At 73.1% G+C, this 16586-nt stretch carries 15 protein-coding genes; 14 read left to right on the top strand and 1 reads right to left on the bottom strand.

Annotated elements, in window-relative coordinates:
- The first annotated feature begins 3 nt into the window (after positions 1-3).
- The 10 genes from OG782_RS05110 (at position 4) to OG782_RS05065 (ending at position 10403) form a co-directional block, all read left to right on the top strand.
- Entirely contained in the window at positions 4-765 is a 762-nt protein-coding gene (locus OG782_RS05110) for an SDR family NAD(P)-dependent oxidoreductase (protein WP_406448194.1), read from the top strand.
- A gap of 290 nt (positions 766-1055) precedes the next feature.
- Complete coding sequence (locus OG782_RS05105) at positions 1056-2714, top strand: AMP-binding protein (RefSeq protein ID WP_406448193.1); 1659 nt, start codon at positions 1056-1058, stop codon at positions 2712-2714.
- Positions 2715-2762: 48 nt separating this feature from the next.
- Positions 2763-3929: an acyl-CoA dehydrogenase family protein gene (locus OG782_RS05100; protein ID WP_406448192.1), complete on the top strand. Its 1167-nt coding sequence runs from the start codon at positions 2763-2765 to the stop codon at positions 3927-3929.
- Entirely contained in the window at positions 3926-4978 is a 1053-nt protein-coding gene (locus OG782_RS05095; RefSeq protein ID WP_406448191.1) for a bifunctional MaoC family dehydratase N-terminal/OB-fold nucleic acid binding domain-containing protein, read from the top strand. The genes OG782_RS05100 and OG782_RS05095 overlap by 4 nt, the downstream gene beginning before the upstream one ends.
- Positions 4978-6096: an acyl-CoA dehydrogenase family protein gene (locus tag OG782_RS05090; RefSeq protein ID WP_406448190.1), complete on the top strand. Its 1119-nt coding sequence runs from the start codon at positions 4978-4980 to the stop codon at positions 6094-6096. The genes OG782_RS05095 and OG782_RS05090 overlap by 1 nt, the downstream gene beginning before the upstream one ends.
- Complete coding sequence (locus OG782_RS05085; protein WP_406448189.1) at positions 6093-6527, top strand: MaoC family dehydratase; 435 nt, start codon at positions 6093-6095, stop codon at positions 6525-6527. Before OG782_RS05090 ends, OG782_RS05085 begins: the two co-directional genes overlap by 4 nt.
- Positions 6524-7720 (top strand): lipid-transfer protein, encoded by a 1197-nt coding sequence (locus OG782_RS05080; protein WP_406448188.1) that lies wholly within the window; start codon positions 6524-6526, stop codon positions 7718-7720. The genes OG782_RS05085 and OG782_RS05080 overlap by 4 nt, the downstream gene beginning before the upstream one ends.
- Entirely contained in the window at positions 7717-8571 is an 855-nt protein-coding gene (locus OG782_RS05075) for a MaoC/PaaZ C-terminal domain-containing protein (protein WP_406448187.1), read from the top strand. The genes OG782_RS05080 and OG782_RS05075 overlap by 4 nt, the downstream gene beginning before the upstream one ends.
- Positions 8564-9379, top strand: coding sequence for a 2-keto-4-pentenoate hydratase (locus tag OG782_RS05070; RefSeq protein ID WP_406448186.1), 816 nt, complete (start codon positions 8564-8566; stop codon positions 9377-9379). Before OG782_RS05075 ends, OG782_RS05070 begins: the two co-directional genes overlap by 8 nt.
- A 97-nt stretch (positions 9380-9476) precedes the next feature.
- Positions 9477-10403, top strand: coding sequence for a 3-oxoacyl-ACP reductase (locus OG782_RS05065; protein WP_406448185.1), 927 nt, complete (start codon positions 9477-9479; stop codon positions 10401-10403).
- A 42-nt stretch (positions 10404-10445) separates the two neighbouring features.
- Here the strand turns inward: OG782_RS05065 and OG782_RS05060 are convergent, their stop codons facing one another.
- Positions 10446-11057 (bottom strand): TetR family transcriptional regulator, encoded by a 612-nt coding sequence (locus tag OG782_RS05060; RefSeq protein WP_406448184.1) that lies wholly within the window; start codon positions 11055-11057, stop codon positions 10446-10448.
- Between the two features lie 176 nt (positions 11058-11233).
- Here OG782_RS05060 and OG782_RS05055 point away from each other — a divergent pair, with 176 nt between their 5' ends.
- The 4 genes from OG782_RS05055 to hsaA all read left to right on the top strand — a co-directional run bounded on the left by OG782_RS05055 (position 11234) and on the right by hsaA (position 16573).
- Positions 11234-12796: an FAD-dependent oxidoreductase gene (locus OG782_RS05055; RefSeq protein ID WP_406448183.1), complete on the top strand. Its 1563-nt coding sequence runs from the start codon at positions 11234-11236 to the stop codon at positions 12794-12796.
- Between the two features lie 108 nt (positions 12797-12904).
- Positions 12905-13702, top strand: coding sequence for an SDR family NAD(P)-dependent oxidoreductase (locus OG782_RS05050; protein WP_406448182.1), 798 nt, complete (start codon positions 12905-12907; stop codon positions 13700-13702).
- Between the two features lie 67 nt (positions 13703-13769).
- Positions 13770-15365, top strand: coding sequence for a FadD3 family acyl-CoA ligase (locus OG782_RS05045; protein WP_406448181.1), 1596 nt, complete (start codon positions 13770-13772; stop codon positions 15363-15365).
- A 41-nt stretch (positions 15366-15406) separates the two neighbouring features.
- Positions 15407-16573, top strand: a complete 1167-nt coding sequence (gene hsaA / locus OG782_RS05040) for a 3-hydroxy-9,10-secoandrosta-1,3,5(10)-triene-9,17-dione monooxygenase oxygenase subunit (RefSeq protein ID WP_406448180.1) — start codon at positions 15407-15409, stop codon at positions 16571-16573.
- Positions 16574-16586 lie beyond the last annotated feature (13 nt).

Raw genomic sequence — 16586 nt, 5'->3', positions numbered from 1 at the left:
CCGATGGGAAACCTTGACGGCAGGATCGCGGTCATCAGCGGAGCGGGCCAGGGCGTCGGCCAGGGCATCGCCCTGGCCCTCGCCTCCGACGGAGCATCCGTCGCCGTGCTGGGGCGGACCGCGGCGAAGCTGGAAGCGACGTGCGAGCTGCTGCGCGAACGGGGCGCGAAGGCCGAACCGTTCGTCCTCGACGTGCTCGACACGGAACGGATCCCCGCCGTGGTGGAGGAGGTCGCCGAGCGCTTCGGCGGGATCGACATCCTGGTGAACAACGCCTACACCGGCTGCTACGGACCGCTCCTGTCACTGAGCGACAGACAGTTCCAGAAGGGTTTCGACAGCGGCCCGTTCGCGGCGTTCGCCTTCATGAAGGCCGCGCATCCGCACCTGAAGCGCAACGGCGGGGGCGTGATCATCAACCTGGTCACCTCCGCGATGGTCCGCTGGGACCTGAGCACCTACGGCGCGTACGCGGCCGCCAAGTCCGCGCTGCGCTCCCTGACCCGGGCCGCCGCCAACGAATGGGGCCGGGACGGAATCCGGGTCAACGCCATCGCCCCGCACGCGACATCGCCCGCCTACGCCGGATGGCAGGACGCCCACCCGGAGGAGGCCGCCGAATTCTGCGCGTCCATTCCCCTGGGGTACATCGGCGACTGCGAGCAGGACATCGGGCGGGCGGTCGCGATGCTGTGCGGCCCGGACGCCCGCTATCTGACGGGCGCCACGGTGCCGCTCGACGGCGGCCAGGCCAACTTCGGCTGAGGTCGGCCAGGCCGGCTTCGCCGATGGCGGGCGGCGGCCGGCGTCCCGCCGACCGCACTCTCCCGGTCAGCGGGACCGCACCGGCCCGTCCGCCCCGCCCGCGGTTAGCGTCGCCACCGGCGCGGCGCGGACCCGGGGCGGACCGCCGGCCGGGAGCGGCCCGAGCCGCCGCCGGAGCCCCCCCCGCCCCTGCGGGCCGCACGACCACCACGGGACGCCCCGCGCACCCCGCGCGACCCGGCCCCGTACCGACACCGGCAGACCCGGCCACCGGGTGAGAGGGACCGACGTTGCCACACGAGACGATTGCCGACCTGCTGCTCGCCCGGTCCGGGGACGACCACCCGGGCCTGCTGACCCGTGAACGCTCCTGGACCTGGGACGAGGTGGTCGACGAGAGCGCGGCCCGCGCCGCCTGGGCCCAGGAGCTGCGCACCGACGGGCCGTTCCACATCGGCGTACTCCTGGACAACGTGCCCGAGTACATCTTCTGGCTGGGCGCCGCCGCACTCGCCGGTGCGGCCGTCGTCGGCATCAACCCCACCCGCCGCGGCGCCGAACTCGAACGGGAGGTCCGGCACACCGACTGCCAGGTGATCGTCACCGACCGGGCGGGCGCCGCCCTGCTGGACGGTCTGGACGTCGGCGTGGACCGCGACCGCTTCCTGGTCGTCGACGCACCGCCGTACGCGTCCGGCCTCGCCGCCCGCGCCCGCCACCACCCCGCAAGCGCCCCCGACGTCACCGCCGCCACCCGGATGCTGCTGCTCCTGACCTCGGGCACCACCGGCACCTCGAAGGCGGCGATCTGCTCCCAGGGCCGGCTCGCCGCGCTCGGTGCCTCCAACAGCGCCAAGTACGACATCACGCGCAAGGACACCTGTTACTGCCCGATGCCGCTGTTCCACGGCAACGCGCTGATGGCGCTGTGGGCACCCGCACTCACCGCGGGCGCCACCATCGCCCTCACCCCCTCGTTCTCCGCCTCCGGATTCCTCCCGGACGTCCGCCACTTCGGCGCCACCTACTTCACCTACGTCGGCAAGGCGATCGGCTACATCCTGGCCCGCCCCGAGACCGGCCAGGACGCCGACAACCGGCTCACCCACGCCTTCGGCACCGAGGCGTCCCCCGAGGACGCCGGCCTCTTCCTGGAGCGCTTCGGCTGCCGCCTCGTCGAGGGGTACGGCTCCAGCGAGGGCAGCGGCCTGCTCAAGCGGGTCGCCGAGGCGCCCCCGGGCGCGCTCGGCATGCCCGCCCGGGACGCCGTCCGGATCGTCCACCCCACGACCCGGCAGACCTGCTCGCCCGCCGAACTCGACCCCTACGGCCGGGTCCGCAACCCGGAGGAGGCCATCGGCGAGATCGTCGACACCGAGGGTGCGGCCCGCTTCGAGGGCTACTACAACAACGACGCGGCGAACGCCGAACGCGTCCGGCACGGCTGGTACTGGACCGGCGACCTCGGATACGTCGACAGAGCCGGCTACTTCTACTTCGCCGGCCGCTCCGGCGACTGGATACGGGTCGATGGCGAGAACATCTCCGCCCTGCTCACCGAACGCATCCTGCGCCGGCACCCGGGTGTCGTCGCCGCCGGAGTCTTCGGCGTGCCCGACCCGCGCTCCGGCGACCAGGTCATGGCAGCCGTCGAGATCGCCGACGCAACCGACTTCGACACCCTGGACCTGCCCGGCTTCCTGGACCGCCAGGACGACCTGGGCAGCAAGGGCGCGCCCCGCTTCGTCCGCGTCTCGCACGCGCTTCCCACCACCGGCTCCAACAAGCTCCGCAAGAAGGAGATGCAGCTGGACGGCTGGCGCACCGACGACCCGGTGTACCGCTGGGCGGGCCGGGGCCGGCCCGTGTACACGCTGATGACTGACGACGACAAGGCCGCGCTGCGCGGCGAGTTCCTGGCCAACGGGCGCGCACGCTTCCTGCCCTGACCGGCCCCTCCACTTCCGCCCGGCGGCGACACCCGAGGAGAACCACACATGCAACTGCGCGAGAGCGCCGCGCACCAGGAGCTGCGGCGGGAACTGCGGGCGTACTTCGCGGGCCTGATGCCCGAGGACGAACGCCGCCGCGTCGGCGAGGAGGGCGTGGGCGGCGACCGCTTCCGCGAGGTCGTCAAGCGGCTCGGCTCCGACGGCTGGCTGGGAATCGGCTGGCCCACCGAGTACGGCGGCCAGGGCCGGCCGGCCGAGGACCAGTACGTCTTCTTCGACGAGGTCCAACGAGCAGGCCTGCCCTTCCCGTTCGTCACGGTCAACACCGTCGGCCCTACCCTCATGGCCCATGGGTCCGAGGAACACCGCAAGCGGTTCCTGCCCGGCATCCTCTCCGGCGACATCGTGTTCGCGATCGGCTACACCGAGCCCGGGGCCGGCACCGACCTCGCCTCGCTGACCACGCGTGCGGTGCGGGACGGCGACGCGTACGTCGTCGACGGCAGCAAGATCTTCACCAGCGGTGCCAACACCGCCGACTACATATGGCTCGCCGCCCGCACCGACCCGGACGCCCCCAAGCACCGGGGCATCTCCATCCTGATCGTGCCGACCCGGGACGACGGCTTCTCCTGGAGCCCCATCCGTACCGTCGGCGGACTGGCCGTGACCGCGACGTACTACAGCGGGGTACGCGTTCCGGCCGGTGACGTGGTCGGAGAGGTGGACGGCGGCTGGCGCCTGATCACCGCCCAGCTGAACCATGAACGCATCGGCCTCGCCGCCCTCGGCGGCCGCATGATCCAGCTCTGGGAGAGGGTGCTGGAGTGGGCCCGGGACAACGGCACGGCCGACATCCCGTGGGTGCGGGCCGAGTTCGCCCGCACCCACGCCCGGCTGGAGGCGATGCGGCTGATGAACTGGAAGATGACCGCCGCCGTCGCCGGCAACACGCTGACCGGCGCCGACGCGGGCGCCGCCAAGGTGTATGGCACCGAGACCCATATCGACGTCCAGCGCGGGCTGACCCAGATCCTCGGCGCGGCCGGGCGCATCCGGCCCGAATCGCCGGGCGCGGTCCTGGCCGGGCAGGTCGAACAGCTCTCCCGGCAGGGCATCGTGAACACCTTCGGCGGCGGCGTCAACGAGATCCTGCGCGACATGGTCGCCACCCAGGGTCTCGGACTGCCGCGCAAGGGGCGTGGCGCATGACCGGGACCGTCGGGCAGCAGCCGGGGTACGAGGAACGGCTCCAGGCCTTCACGGGGCGCGAACTGCGCGCCCTCGCACCGGCCCAGGACCCGGTCAACCAGCCGATGATCCGGCACTGGGCCGAGGCGATGGGCGACACCAACCCGGTGTACACCGACGCCCGAGCCGCCCGCGCGACCGGCCGCGACGGGGTCGTGGCACCCGCGTCGATGGTCCAGGCGTGGACGATGCGCGGATACGCGGCCACCGTCGCCCCGCGGCCCGGTGAGCCGGGCGGCTTCGGTGAACTCGTCGCCCTCCTCGACCAGGGCGGCTACACCTCCGTGGTGGCCACCGACTCCGAGTTCACCTTCCTGCGGGAGCTGGTCCCCGGGGACCACGTCGCCGTCCGCGAGAGCGTCGAGTCGGTCTCCTCCGAGAAGCGGACCGGCCTGGGCACGGGACGTTTCGTCACCACCCTCAAGACGTACACCGACCAGGACGGCGAGACGGTGGCCGTCCAGCGGTGGCGGACACTGAGGTTCCGCCCCGCATCCGAAGAAGCACCGGCACCGGCTGCGCGGGAAGAAGCACCGGCGCCGGCTTCCACCCCGCCGGAAGAGCCACCGGCACCGGCTGCGCTTGAAGAGGCGCCGGCTCCCGCCCCGCGCCCCCGTCCAGCGGTCAACCGTGACAACGCCTTCTTCTTCGACGGCGCGAAACAGCACCGGCTGCTCATCCAGCGCTGCACCGGCTGCTCCGCTCTGCGCCACCCACCGGGCCCCTGCTGCCCCGAGTGCCGGTCACTGGAGTGGGACACCGTCGAGGCCTCCGGCCGCGGCCGGGTGTACAGCTTCGTCGTGAACCACCACCCACGGCACCCCGCCTTCGACTCGCCGTATCTCGTCGCCGTCGTCGAACTCGCCGAAGGCACCCGGCTCATCACCAACCTGACCGGTGTGGCGCCCGGGGACGTCACCATCGGCATGCCCGTGGCCCTCGACTGGCTCGACGCCGACCCCGACCTGACCCTGCCGGTGTTCCGGCCCGCCCCGACGGAGGCGCCCTGATGGATTTCTCCCTGGGAGAAGAGCTCGAAGCGGTGCGTGACCTGGCCCGGGAGATCCTCACCGACCGGGCCACGCCCGAGCGGCTGCGCGAGGTGGAGAGCTCACCGGCCCGCGTCGACGAAACGCTGTGGGCGGACCTGGCATCGGCCGGGCTGATCGCGGCCGTGCTGCCCGAGCAGTACGGCGGCGCCGGTCTCGGCACGGCCGGACTCTGCGTCCTGCTCGAGGAGCAGGGCCGGCACGTGGCCCCGGTCCCGCTGTGGCCCGCGCTGACCGGCGCGCTCACCGTTGCCGCGTACGGCACCGGCGAGCAGCGGTCGGCCCTGCTGCCGGGACTCGCGGACGGCACCGGCCGGCTCACCGTCGCCCTGGAGGAGTTCGGCCCCGCCGAACCGCTCGCGCCCCGCACCACGGCCGTCGAGGACGGAGCGGGCTGGCGGATCGACGGGGTCAAGGCCGTGGTGCCCGCGCCCGCCGGTGCTCGGCACGTGCTGGTGACCGCCGCCACGGACGACGGGCCCGGCCTGTTCCTGGCCGGCACGGAAGCCCCCGGCGTCAGCTGGGAGAAAGCCGAGACCACCACCCACGACATGAGCGCCCATCTCGCCCTCGACGGCGCTCCCGCCGAGGCCGTCGGCGTACCGGGCGGCGGGGCCGTGCCGCACCTCGTCCGCGAGGCATACCTCGCCCTGGCCGCCGTCCAGGTGGGGGTGGCCGAAGGGGCGCTGGGCCACGCGGCCCGCCATCTGCGCGAGCGGGAGCAGTTCGGCCGCCCCCTCGCCACCTTCCAGGCCGTGCAGCACCAGCTCGCCGACTGCTACATCGACATCGAGGCGATGCGGGTCACGCTGTGGCACGCGGTGGACGCACTGGCGCAGCCGTTCGACGCCCCGGCCGCCGACCGGGCCGCGCTGGTCGCCAAGTGGTGGGCCACCGAAGGCGGTCTGAACACCGTGCACCGGGTGCAGCACGTGCACGGCGGCATCGGCGTCGACACCGACTACCCGGTGCACCGCCACTTCCTGTGGGGCAAGCAGATCTCCACCACGCTGGGCGGTACGGGCGCGGACCTCGAGCGCCTCGGCGCCCTGGTGGCCGGCGGGGCGGTGACCGCGTGACCCCGCTGCCGGGCACCCGCCCCTACGAGGACGTGGCCGTGGGAGACGTACTCCCCGAACTGCCCATCCCGGTCACCCGCACCCTGATCGTCGCCACCGCGCTCGCGAGCCGCGACTTCCAGGACGTGCACCACGACCCGGCCCTCGCCCGGGAACGCGGCTCCAAGGACATCTTCATGAACATCCTGACCAGCAACGGCCTGGTCGACCGGTACGTCACCGGCTGGGCCGGCCCCGGCTGCGTCGTCAAGGCGATCCGGATCCGGCTCGGCGCCCCCAACCACCCCGGCGACACGATGGTGCTCACCGGCACGGTCACGGGGAAGTCCGACGAGGACCGCCTCGTCCAGATCGCCGTCCGTGGGGCCAACAGCCTGGGCGCCCACGTCACCGGAACCGTTTCGGTACAGCTGCCGGGAGAGGCCCGATGAGCATCGCGACGACGCGCAGAGGGACGCTCTCGGGGGCCGCGGCCGTCGCCGGCATCGGCGCCACCGAGTTCTCCAAGAACTCCGGCCGCAGCGAACTCGGGCTCGCCTGCGAGGCCGTGCTCGCCGCACTCGCCGACGCGGGCCTGAATCCCGCGGACGTCGACGGGCTGGTCACCTTCACCGCGGACACCAACTCCGAGAACCACGTGGCCCGCAACACCGGGATGGGAGACCTGACGTTCTTCTCCCGCATCGGCTACGGCGGCGGGGCGGGCTGCGCCACCGTGCAGCAGGCGGCCATGGCCGTCGCCACCGGGGTCGCCGAAGTGGTCGTGTGCTACCGGGCGTTCAACGAACGCTCCGGCGAGCGTTACGGGCTCGGCCAGGCGGCCCGCCCCATGGACACCACGGCGGACCGGGCCGCCTACGCCTGGATGACCCCGTTCGGGCTGAGCACCCCCGCCCAGTGGGTGGCCATGTTCGCCCGCCGCTATCTGCACGAGTACGGCGCCACCACCGACGACTTCGGCAGGGTCGCCGTGGTGGACCGCAAGCATGCCGCGAACAACCCGGCCGCCTGGTTCCACGGACGCCCCATCACGCTCCAGGACCACCGCGACTCCCGCTGGATCGCCGAACCCCTGCGGCTGCTGGACTGCTGCCAGGAGACCGACGGCGGCCAGGCCCTCGTGATCGTCTCCGCCGAACGCGCCCGGGACCTGCCCCGCCCGCCCGCCGTGATCCGCTCGGCCGCCCAGGGACTCGGCGCCGACCAGCACATGATGACCAGCTACTACCGGCCCACCATCACCGGGATCCCCGAAATGGGCCTGGTGGGGCGGCAGTTGTACGGGCAGAGCGGTCTCGGTCCCGACGACATCGACGCGGCCGTCCTCTACGACCACTTCACCCCGCTCGTCCTGCCCCAGCTGGAGGAACTGGGGTTCTGCAAGCCCGGCGAGGCGAAGGACTTCATCGCCGACGGCCATCTCGAACTCGGCGGCAGACTGCCCTTCAACACCCACGGCGGACAGCTCGGCGAGGCGTATCTGCACGGAATGAACGGCATCGCGGAGGGCGTCCGGCTGATCCGCGGCACCTCGGTGAACCAGCCGGACAAGGCCGACCACGTCATGGTCACCGCCGGTACCGGCGTACCCACCAGCGGCCTGATCCTGGGAGCGGACCGATGACCGAATCCCCCTGGCAGGGCCGCGAACTCGGCACCCGTACCGTCTCCTGGACCGAGCGGGACGCGATCCTGTACGCACTCGCGGTCGGCGTACCCGCCGGCCGGCTCGACCTCGTGTACGAGGAGCGCCTGCGGGTGCTGCCCACCTTCGCGCTGACCCTCGCACAGTGGGCGCCCGACGCGCTCGGCGCGCTCGGCGCCTTCGACACCACCACCGCCGTGCACGGCAGCCAGCACCTCGTGGTGCACCGGCCGCTGGAACCCTCCGGCGAGCTGAACGCGGCGGCGCGGGTCTCGCGCGTCCTGGACAAGGGCTCGGCCGCCGTCTTCGACGTCGAGGTGTCCTGCGCACAGTTCACGGCGACCTGGGCGGTCTTCGCGCCCGGCGCCGGCGGATTCGGCGGCGAACGCGGCCCGTCTGCCCCGCGCAGCCCGGACCGGCCGGCCGAGCACAACGCGACCGTGGCCACGCACTCCCGGCAGGCGGCGCTCTACCGTCTGCTCGGCGACCGGCACGCCATGCACATCGACCCCGCCGCGGCGAAGGCCGCCGGGATGGACAGGCCCTTCCTGCACGGACTGTGCACCCTGGCCGCGAGCCTGCTGCCGCTGGCCGACGCCCTCGGTGCCCACCCCGCCGATCTGGTGGAGCTCGACGCCCGCTTCGCGGCCCCCGTCTTCCCCGGCGACCGGCTCGACGTGCTCGGCTGGAACGACGCCCCGACCGACGGCGCCACCGGTGGTGATGCCGTGCTCTTCGAGGCGTCGGCAGGCGACCGCACGGTGCTCTCCGGCGGCACCGCCCGATTCGCCCCCGCCCCGCCCCCGCCCGAGGAGACCCCCGATGCTTGACCGCGCACAGCGTGAAGAGGCCGCCGGAGTGCTGTGGTCCGCACAGCGTGACCGGAGCCCGGTCGACCCGCTGACCGTCACCCACCCGGCCATCGACGCGACCGACGCCTACGAGATCCAGCTGATCAACATCCGCCGGCAGCTGGCCGGGGGCCGAACCGTCAGCGGGCACAAGGTCGGACTGTCCTCGAAGGTCATGCAGCAGATGATGGGCGTGGACGAACCCGACTACGGCCATCTGCTCTCCGACATGGTGCTCCTGGAGCAGACCCCCGTGGAGAGCGACCGCTACTGCTTCCCGCGGATCGAGGTCGAGATCGGCTACGTACTCGGCCGGAGCCTGCCCGGGGAGGGCTGCACCACCGCGGATGTGCTCGCGGCCACCGAGTACATCGTCCCCGCCATCGAGCTCATCGACAGCCGGATCAAGGACTGGCGGATCGGACTCGCCGACACCATCGCCGACAACGCGTCCTCCGCCGGTGTGATCCTCGGCTCCGCCCGCGTCCGCCCGGACGATCTGAACCCGGCCGACATCGCCGCGGTGCTGTACCGGGGCGGCGAGGAGATCGCCCGGGGCAACACGAGTGCGGTGCTCGGTGACCCGACGGAGGCCGTCGCCTGGCTGGCCCGCAAGGTCGCGTCGTACGGGGTGACGCTGGATGCCGGGCACGTGATCCTGCCGGGGTCGTGCACCAGGGCGGTGGACGTGCGGCCGGGGGAGAGGTTCCGCGCCGAGTTCGAGGGGCTCGGTTCCGTGTCCGTCTCCTTCGCCCACTCAACGGGACAGCACCAGGCCACGAACTGAAATCAATACTAGTTTCGGCTGCCCGGGCGCACCCCGGCACCATCGCCGGGGTGCGCCCGCCGATCCAGCGGCTCGACGGAACACGGAAAGAGGCAGCATGAGCGCGACACACACCCTGGAGGGTCGTACCGCCGTCGTCACCGGCGCCGGAGCGGGGCTCGGCCGCGCCGAGGCACTGGCACTCGCGGGGCTCGGCGCCAACGTGGTGGTGAACGACATCGGCCCGTCGGCCGAGGAGGTGGCCGCCGAGATCAAGGCCCTGGGCACGGGCGCGGTCGCGGTGACCGGTGACGTCGGGGACTGGTCCATGGGCGAGCGCCTGGTGGAGGCCGCCGTGGAGAGCTTCGGCAGTCTGGACATCGTCGTCAACAACGCGGGCGTGCTCCGCGACAAGATGCTGTTCAACCTCACCGAGTCCGACTGGGACGACGTCATCCGGATCCACCTCAAGGGGCACGCCGCAGTCTCCCGCGCCGCGGCCGTGCACTGGCGCGCGGCGAGCAAGGCGTCCGGCGCCCCGGTCTACGGCCGGGTGGTCAACACCTCGTCCGAGGCCTTCCTCTTCGGCGCCCCCGGCCAGCCGAACTACTCCGCCGCCAAGGCCGGCATCACCGCGCTGACCCTCGCCACCGCACAGGGCCTGGCCCGCTACGGGGTGCGCGCCAACGCGATCTGCCCGCGGGCCCGCACCGCCATGACCGCCGACGCGTTCGGCGAGGGAGCCCTCACACCGGGCGGCCTCGACATCATGGCGCCCGAACGCGTCGCCACCCTCGTCACGCACCTGGCCTCCCCGGCCGGCGACACCATCAGCGGGCAGGTCTTCGTCGTCTACGGCGACATGGTCGCCCTGCTCGCCCCGCCCACCGTGGAACAGAAGTTCACCGCCGCCGACGGCACCTTCACCCCGCAGGAGCTCGACGCGCAGCTGACGCCGTACTTCGAAGGACGCGACCCGCACCGGACGTACGCCGCCTACAGCGTCGCCGCACTCGACACGACGGGTACCCAGCCGACCCCGTGAACCGCCGTCCGCACCCGGCCGGAACACCAGGGGCCGGCCGGGTCAGCCGGTGTCAGGATCCGGAGCGAGCAGCAGGTGGCACGCCATCCGCAGATCGGCGTCGGCCTCCTGCGGGGTGAGCCGCTCGTTGAGCCGGGACTGCAGCACCCCGTACCAGAGCAGGATCAGCAGCCGCAGACGCGTGATGTGGTGTTCCGTCGGCTCGGCCACGCCCCAGGCATGCAGCAGCAGGTCGAGGAAGCCCGAGTCGATCCGCCCCAGGTCGGGGACGGTCGAGGCGCGGGCGGCGTTCGCCGACTGGATCATCGCCGTGGCGAGCGCCGGCCTGCGCAGCAGATTGCGGGTCGCGCTGCCCAGCGTCTCGAAGACGGCGTCCTCGGGCGAGGTGCCCGCGGGGCGCTCGGGCACCCGGGCCGCGAACCCCTCGATCTGGTCCGCCATCAACGCGGTGAACAGATGGGTCTTCGACGGGAAGTACCGGTACAGGGTGGCGATCGCCACCCCCGCGGACTTGGCCACCTCGTGCATCTGGACCCGCTCCAGCCCCGTCGTGGCGGCGATCTCCGCCGCCACCTTCAGGATGGCCTGACGGCGTGCGCGCTGCCGGGGCGAAGTGGGCTCGGCCCCCGCCCTGGCCTCGGCGATTCTGGGCACGCTCTCCCCTCCGGAAATCCGTGGTGTCGACAACTGCTCAGACAATACGCCGGGCCCCGCAGCGCGTCAGGCGGCGTCCGTACCGCCGTACCGGTCAGCGGGACCGGCCCCGCCCGCGCGGCCCCGCAACAGGTCTGCTGAGGCCGCACACCACCGAGCGGCAGAAGGAGCACCCCATGCGGGACGGCCGGCAGGACCGGGACGCCACCCACGACGTGATCGTCGTCGGGTCCGGCGCGGGAGCGATGACCGGGGCCCTGGCAGCCGCCGGGGACGGCCTGGACACCGTCGTACTGGAGCGGACGGCACTGCTCGGCGGCACCTCCGCCTACTCCGGGGCGGCCTGCTGGCTGCCCGGCACCCAGGTACAGGAGCGGGCCGGCCTCGACGACTCCACCGAAGCGGCCCGGGACTATCTCCGGGCCCTGGCCGGGGACGCCGAGGCGGAGCGCCGGGACGCCTTCCTGCGGCACGCCCCGGAACTCGTCGCCCGGCTCGAGGACGACCCGGCCATGGCGTTCGAGTGGCGTGCCTTCCCCGACTACGTGGCCGCCCCCGGGCGGATGGACGCCGGCCGCTCCTTCGTCCCGCTCGACCTGGCACCGGAGCTGCTCGGCGACCTGCTGCCCCTGGTACGCCCGGCGGTCGACCGGGACCGGGCGGGCCAGGGACACCCCGCCACCCCGCTGACCGCCGGCCGCGCCCTGATCGGCCGCCTCCTGCTGGCCGCCACCCGGACCGGGAACGCGCAGGTGCGCACCGGGCACCACGTCACCGGGCTGGTCACCGAGGACGGCCGCGTCGCCGGCGTCGAGGCCCGCACCCCGCACGGCACCGTCCGGCTGCGGGCCCGGCACGGCGTACTGCTCGCCGCGGGCGGATTCGAGGGCGACGACACCCTGCGCACCGAGCACCGGGTACCGGGCCGGGCCGCATGGAGCATGGCGCCCCGGGGGACCAACACCGGCGAGGTGCTGCGCGCGGCCGTCGCGGCAGGCGCCGCCACCGGCCTCATGGACGAGGCCTGGTGGTGCCCGGGGACCGAACTCCCCGACGGGTCGGCCGCCTTCACCCTCGGGCTGCGCGGCGGCCTGGTCGTGGACGGCGCGGGGCGGCGCTTCGCCAATGAGTCCCTGCCGTACGACCGGATGGGCCGCGCCATCGCCGCGGCCGGGGGAGCGGACGCGCCCGTCCACCTGGTCTTCGACTCCCGCGAGGGCGGCGCCCTGCCCGCCATCACGGTGCCGCCCGCCGACCCCGCGGGCCACCTGGCGGCCGGCACCTGGGTGCGGGCGGACTCCCTGCCGGAGCTCGCCCGGCTGATCGGCGTACCGGCCGGCGCCCTGACGGACACCGTCACCCGCTTCAACGGCTTCGCGGCCGGCGGCACGGACGAGGACCATCACCGCGGCGAGGACCCCTACGACCTGTTCTTCGCCGACACCGCGAACGCCCCCGGGCCCAACCCGTGCCTGGTCCCGCTGGAGCGGCCGCCGTACTACGCGGCCCGGCTGGTCCTCGCCGACCTCGGCACCAAGGGAGGACTCCGCACGGACGCCCACGCCCGCGTCCTTTCCACCTCGGGCCGCCCGCTCCCCGGCCTGTACGCGGCCGGCAACACCAGCGCGTCCTTCACCGGCCGGGTCTATCCGGGCCCCGGTGTTCCCCTCGGCACCGCCATGGTCTTCGCCTCGCTGGCCGTGCGGCACATGAAGAAGCGGGCCGGCGACGCCGGCTGACCCGCCCGCTGCGGACATCCCGGCCAGTGGGATCCCCCGGGGCGCGGCCACCGGCGAGCGCTCTACGGTCACGGCACCGCCGGGCCGGGACAAGGACGAGAGAAGGACATGATGGTCGAGAAGAGCGTGTACGGACCGTGGGCCGTCGTCGCAGGAGGGTCCGAGGGAGTCGGCGCCTCGTTCGCCCACCGGCTCGCGGACGCCGGGATCAACCTGGTCCTGATCGCCCGCAAGCCCGGCCCGCTGAAGGAGACCGCCGACCTGGTGCGCGCCAAGGGCGTCGAGGTCCGCACCGTCGAACTCGACCTGCTGGACCCCGAGGCCCTGGACACGGTCCGGGCGGTCACCGACGCTCTGGAGGTCGGACTGCTGATCTTCAACGCGGGAGCCAACAGCTACGGCCACGAGTTCGTGACCGGCGACCCGGCCCGGATCCGGGGTGTCCTGGACCTCAACATCACCGCGCAACTGGCCCTCACCCACCACTTCGGGGCCCTGATGAAGGAACGCGGCCGGGGCGGCATCATGCTCGTCGGCTCGCTCTCCGGGTACCTGGGCCAGGCGCAGATCAGCGTCTACTCGGCGGCCAAGGCCTTCAGCCGGGTCTTCGCCGAGGGCCTGTGGCTGGAACTCCGGCCGTACGGCGTGCACGTCCTGGAGCTCGTCCTCGGCGTGACCCGCACACCCGCCATGGAGCGCGCCGGACTGCGCATGGACCTGCCGGGCCTGCGCGTCGCCGAGCCGGACGACGTCGCCCGGGAAGGGCTGGAACACCTCGCCGACGGCCCCGTGCTGGTCGCCGGGGGCAATGCCGCAGCGGCCGAGAAGCGCAGCGGGTTCCCCCGCGCCGAACTGGCCCTCGCGGCCCACGAGGCGTCCCGGCGGCTCCTTCCGCCGACCTCCTGACGCCGACTCCCCAGCCCTGTCGCCGTACCCGTCCCGCACGGCGCGGACCGTCCCTCCCGGAGAGCAGATGAGCGAGACCGAGCACCCCCTCACGATTCCAGGCGCCCTCGACCTCGCCGCGCGCCGGTACCCCGGCCGGGAGGCGGTCGTGGACGGTGACGTACGGCTGACCTGGGCACAGCTGCGTGACCGGGTACGGGAGGCGGCGAAGTCACTGATCGCCCTCGGCACCCGCCCCGGAGACCGGATCGCCGTCTGGGCGCCCAACAGCCACCGCTGGGTGGTCGCCGCGCTCGCCGCCACATCGGCGGGGGCGGTCCTGATCCCCGTCAACACCCGCTACAAGGGTGCCGAGGCCCGCTGGCTCCTGGAACGCGGCCGGGCGCGGCTGCTGTTCGTCGAGAACGGCTTCCTGGGCAAGGACTACCTCGCCATGCTGGGTACGGGACAGGGGCCAGGCGGCGACGGGCGGCCGGTGCCGCAACTGCCCGGCCTGGAAACGGTGGTGACGCTCGACGGCGCCGAACGCCCCGGCATCGTGCCGTGGGACGACTTCGTCCGCCGCGGCGCGCACCTGGAGGACGCCGAGGCCACCGCCCGCGGTGCGGCCGTGCACCCCGACGACCCGTCCGACCTGCTCTTCACGTCGGGCACCACCGGCCGCCCCAAGGGCGCCCTGACCACGCACCGGCAGAACCTCACCACGTACCGGGCCTGGAGCGGGCGGACCGGTGTCACCGGCGACGACCGCTATCTCGTCATCAACCCGCTGTTCCACTGCTTCGGGTACAAAGCCGGCGTACTCGCCTGCCTGCTGCGCGGCGCCACGATGGTGCTCCAGCCGGTGTTCGACGTGGACCGCGCCCTGCGCGCCGTCGAGACCGAGCGGATCACCGTACTGCCCGGCCCGCCCACCATCTACAGCGAACTGCTGGACGCGCCCGGCCGGGACCGGTTCGACCTGTCGTCGCTCAGACTCGCGGTGACCGGGGCCGCCGTCGTGCCCGTCGCCCTGGTGCGGCGGCTGCGGGCCGAGCTCTTCCCCGAGGTGCTCACCGCCTACGGACTGACCGAGACCTGCGGCACGGTCACCGTCTGCTCGGCGGACGACGACGCCGAGACCGTCGCCCTGACCGCGGGCCGCCCCATCGACGGCACCGAGGTGCGCGTGGCCGACGCCGGCGGGCGTCCGCTGCCGGCCGGACAGGACGGCCGGATCCTGGTGCGCGGCTACCACGTGATGCTCGGCTACCTGGACGATCCGGCGGCGAGCGCGGCGGCCGTCGACGCCGAGGGCTGGCTGGACACCGGGGACGTCGGCCACCTCGACGCACGCGGCAATCTGGTGATCACCGGACGGTCCAAGGACATGTTCGTGGTCGGCGGGTTCAACGTCTATCCGGCCGAGATCGAGCAGGTGCTCACCGGGCACGCCCGCGTCGCCGAGGCGGCCGTGGTCGGAGTCCCGGACGCACGCCTCGGAGAGGTCGGCCGCGCGTACGTGACCGTCCGGCCGGGCGCCGGGACGGACCCGGACGACCTCCTGGGCCACTGCCGGGACCGGCTCGCCAACTTCAAGGTCCCGCGCGAGGTCGTGGTCCTGGCGGCCCTGCCGCGCAACGCCACCGGCAAGGTGGACAAGACCGCCCTGCGGACGATCTGACCGACACGCTTCACCGTGCACAAGGGGATGGGAGACAGGCCATGGGCAACGAGGTTCTGGAGTCGGTGCGCGCCCTGCTGCCGGCCATCGGGAAACGGGCCGTCACCACGGACGAGGCGCGGCGCATACCGGATGCCACGGTCCGCGAGCTGACCGCGGCCGGTGTGTTCCGGATGCTTCAGCCGGTCCGCTACGGCGGACTGGAGGCCGACCCGGTCGACTTCTACCGGGTGGTGCGGGAGATCTCCGCGGTCTGCTGCTCCACCGGCTGGGTGGCGTCGGTCCTGGGCGTACACCCCTGGCAGCTGGGACTCTTCCCCCAGCAGGCACAGGAGGACGTGTGGGGCGAGGACCGGGACACCCGTATCTCCTCCGCGTACGCCCCGGTGGGCCGGCTGACCCCGGTCGACGGCGGCTACCGGCTCACCGGCCGGTGGAGCTTCTCCTCGGGCTGCGAACACGCCTCGTGGGCGCTTCTGGGAGCGCTCGTCGTGGGGGCCCGGGGCCGGCCGGTGGACTTCCTCACCGTCCTGGTGCCCCGCCGCGACTACGCGATCGAGGACATGTGGGACGTGGTCGGACTCCGCGGCACCGCCAGCAACGACATCCTCGTCGAATCGGCGTTCGTGCCCGCCCACCGGGTGCTCCGCAACTACGAGCAGGCACAGCTGAAGGGACCGGGACAGCAGATCAACCCGGGGCCGCTGTACCGGCTGCCGTTCGGTGCGATCTTCACCAGCGCCGTCACCGCGCCGGTGATCGGTGCGGTGTCGGGCGGCTACGCGTCGTACGTGTCGCGGATGAAGGAACGGGTACGGCTCAGCCTGGGCGGCGGCCGGTTCACCGAGGACCCCTTCGCCCAGGTCGCCATCGCACGTGCCGCATCCGACATCGACGCGACCGTCCTGCAGATGGACCGGAACCTGCGCGAACTGTCCGAACTCGCCGCGGCGGAGCAGGAGATCCCCATGGAGCTGCGGCTGCGCACCCGCCGTGACCAGGTCCGGGGCACCGAACGCGCCGTCGCCGCGATCGATCTGCTCTTCAAGACCGCCGGCGGCAACGCGCTGCGGCGCGGCAACCCCGTCGAGCGCGCCTGGCGCGACGCCCACGCGGGCAGCGTCCACGTCGCCAACGACGTGGAGCGCGCCCTCGCCATGTACGGCCGCGGCGCCTTCGGCCTGACGGTCGAGGACAACCTGGTCTGATCACGCGGTACGC

The sequence above is a fragment of the Streptomyces sp. NBC_00876 genome, from assembly GCF_045207435.1.
Taxonomy (GTDB): Bacteria; Actinomycetota; Actinomycetes; order Streptomycetales; family Streptomycetaceae; genus Streptomyces.
This window is presented reverse-complemented; position numbering and strand designations above follow the sequence as displayed.

What these genes read in the sequence shown, in the direction of transcription:
- OG782_RS05110 (WP_406448194.1), top strand. Translation starts at nt 4, where the DNA reads ATGGGAAACCTTGACGGCAGGATCGCGGTCATCAGCGGAGCGGGCCAG.
- hsaA (WP_406448180.1), top strand. Translation starts at nt 15,407, where the DNA reads ATGGGCAACGAGGTTCTGGAGTCGGTGCGCGCCCTGCTGCCGGCCATC.
- OG782_RS05095 (WP_406448191.1), top strand. Translation starts at nt 3,926, where the DNA reads ATGACCGGGACCGTCGGGCAGCAGCCGGGGTACGAGGAACGGCTCCAG.
- OG782_RS05055 (WP_406448183.1), top strand. Translation starts at nt 11,234, where the DNA reads ATGCGGGACGGCCGGCAGGACCGGGACGCCACCCACGACGTGATCGTC.
- OG782_RS05075 (WP_406448187.1), top strand. Translation starts at nt 7,717, where the DNA reads ATGACCGAATCCCCCTGGCAGGGCCGCGAACTCGGCACCCGTACCGTC.
- OG782_RS05090 (WP_406448190.1), top strand. Translation starts at nt 4,978, where the DNA reads ATGGATTTCTCCCTGGGAGAAGAGCTCGAAGCGGTGCGTGACCTGGCC.
- OG782_RS05080 (WP_406448188.1), top strand. Translation starts at nt 6,524, where the DNA reads ATGAGCATCGCGACGACGCGCAGAGGGACGCTCTCGGGGGCCGCGGCC.
- OG782_RS05100 (WP_406448192.1), top strand. Translation starts at nt 2,763, where the DNA reads ATGCAACTGCGCGAGAGCGCCGCGCACCAGGAGCTGCGGCGGGAACTG.
- OG782_RS05070 (WP_406448186.1), top strand. Translation starts at nt 8,564, where the DNA reads ATGCTTGACCGCGCACAGCGTGAAGAGGCCGCCGGAGTGCTGTGGTCC.
- OG782_RS05050 (WP_406448182.1), top strand. Translation starts at nt 12,905, where the DNA reads ATGATGGTCGAGAAGAGCGTGTACGGACCGTGGGCCGTCGTCGCAGGA.
- OG782_RS05065 (WP_406448185.1), top strand. Translation starts at nt 9,477, where the DNA reads ATGAGCGCGACACACACCCTGGAGGGTCGTACCGCCGTCGTCACCGGC.
- OG782_RS05045 (WP_406448181.1), top strand. Translation starts at nt 13,770, where the DNA reads ATGAGCGAGACCGAGCACCCCCTCACGATTCCAGGCGCCCTCGACCTC.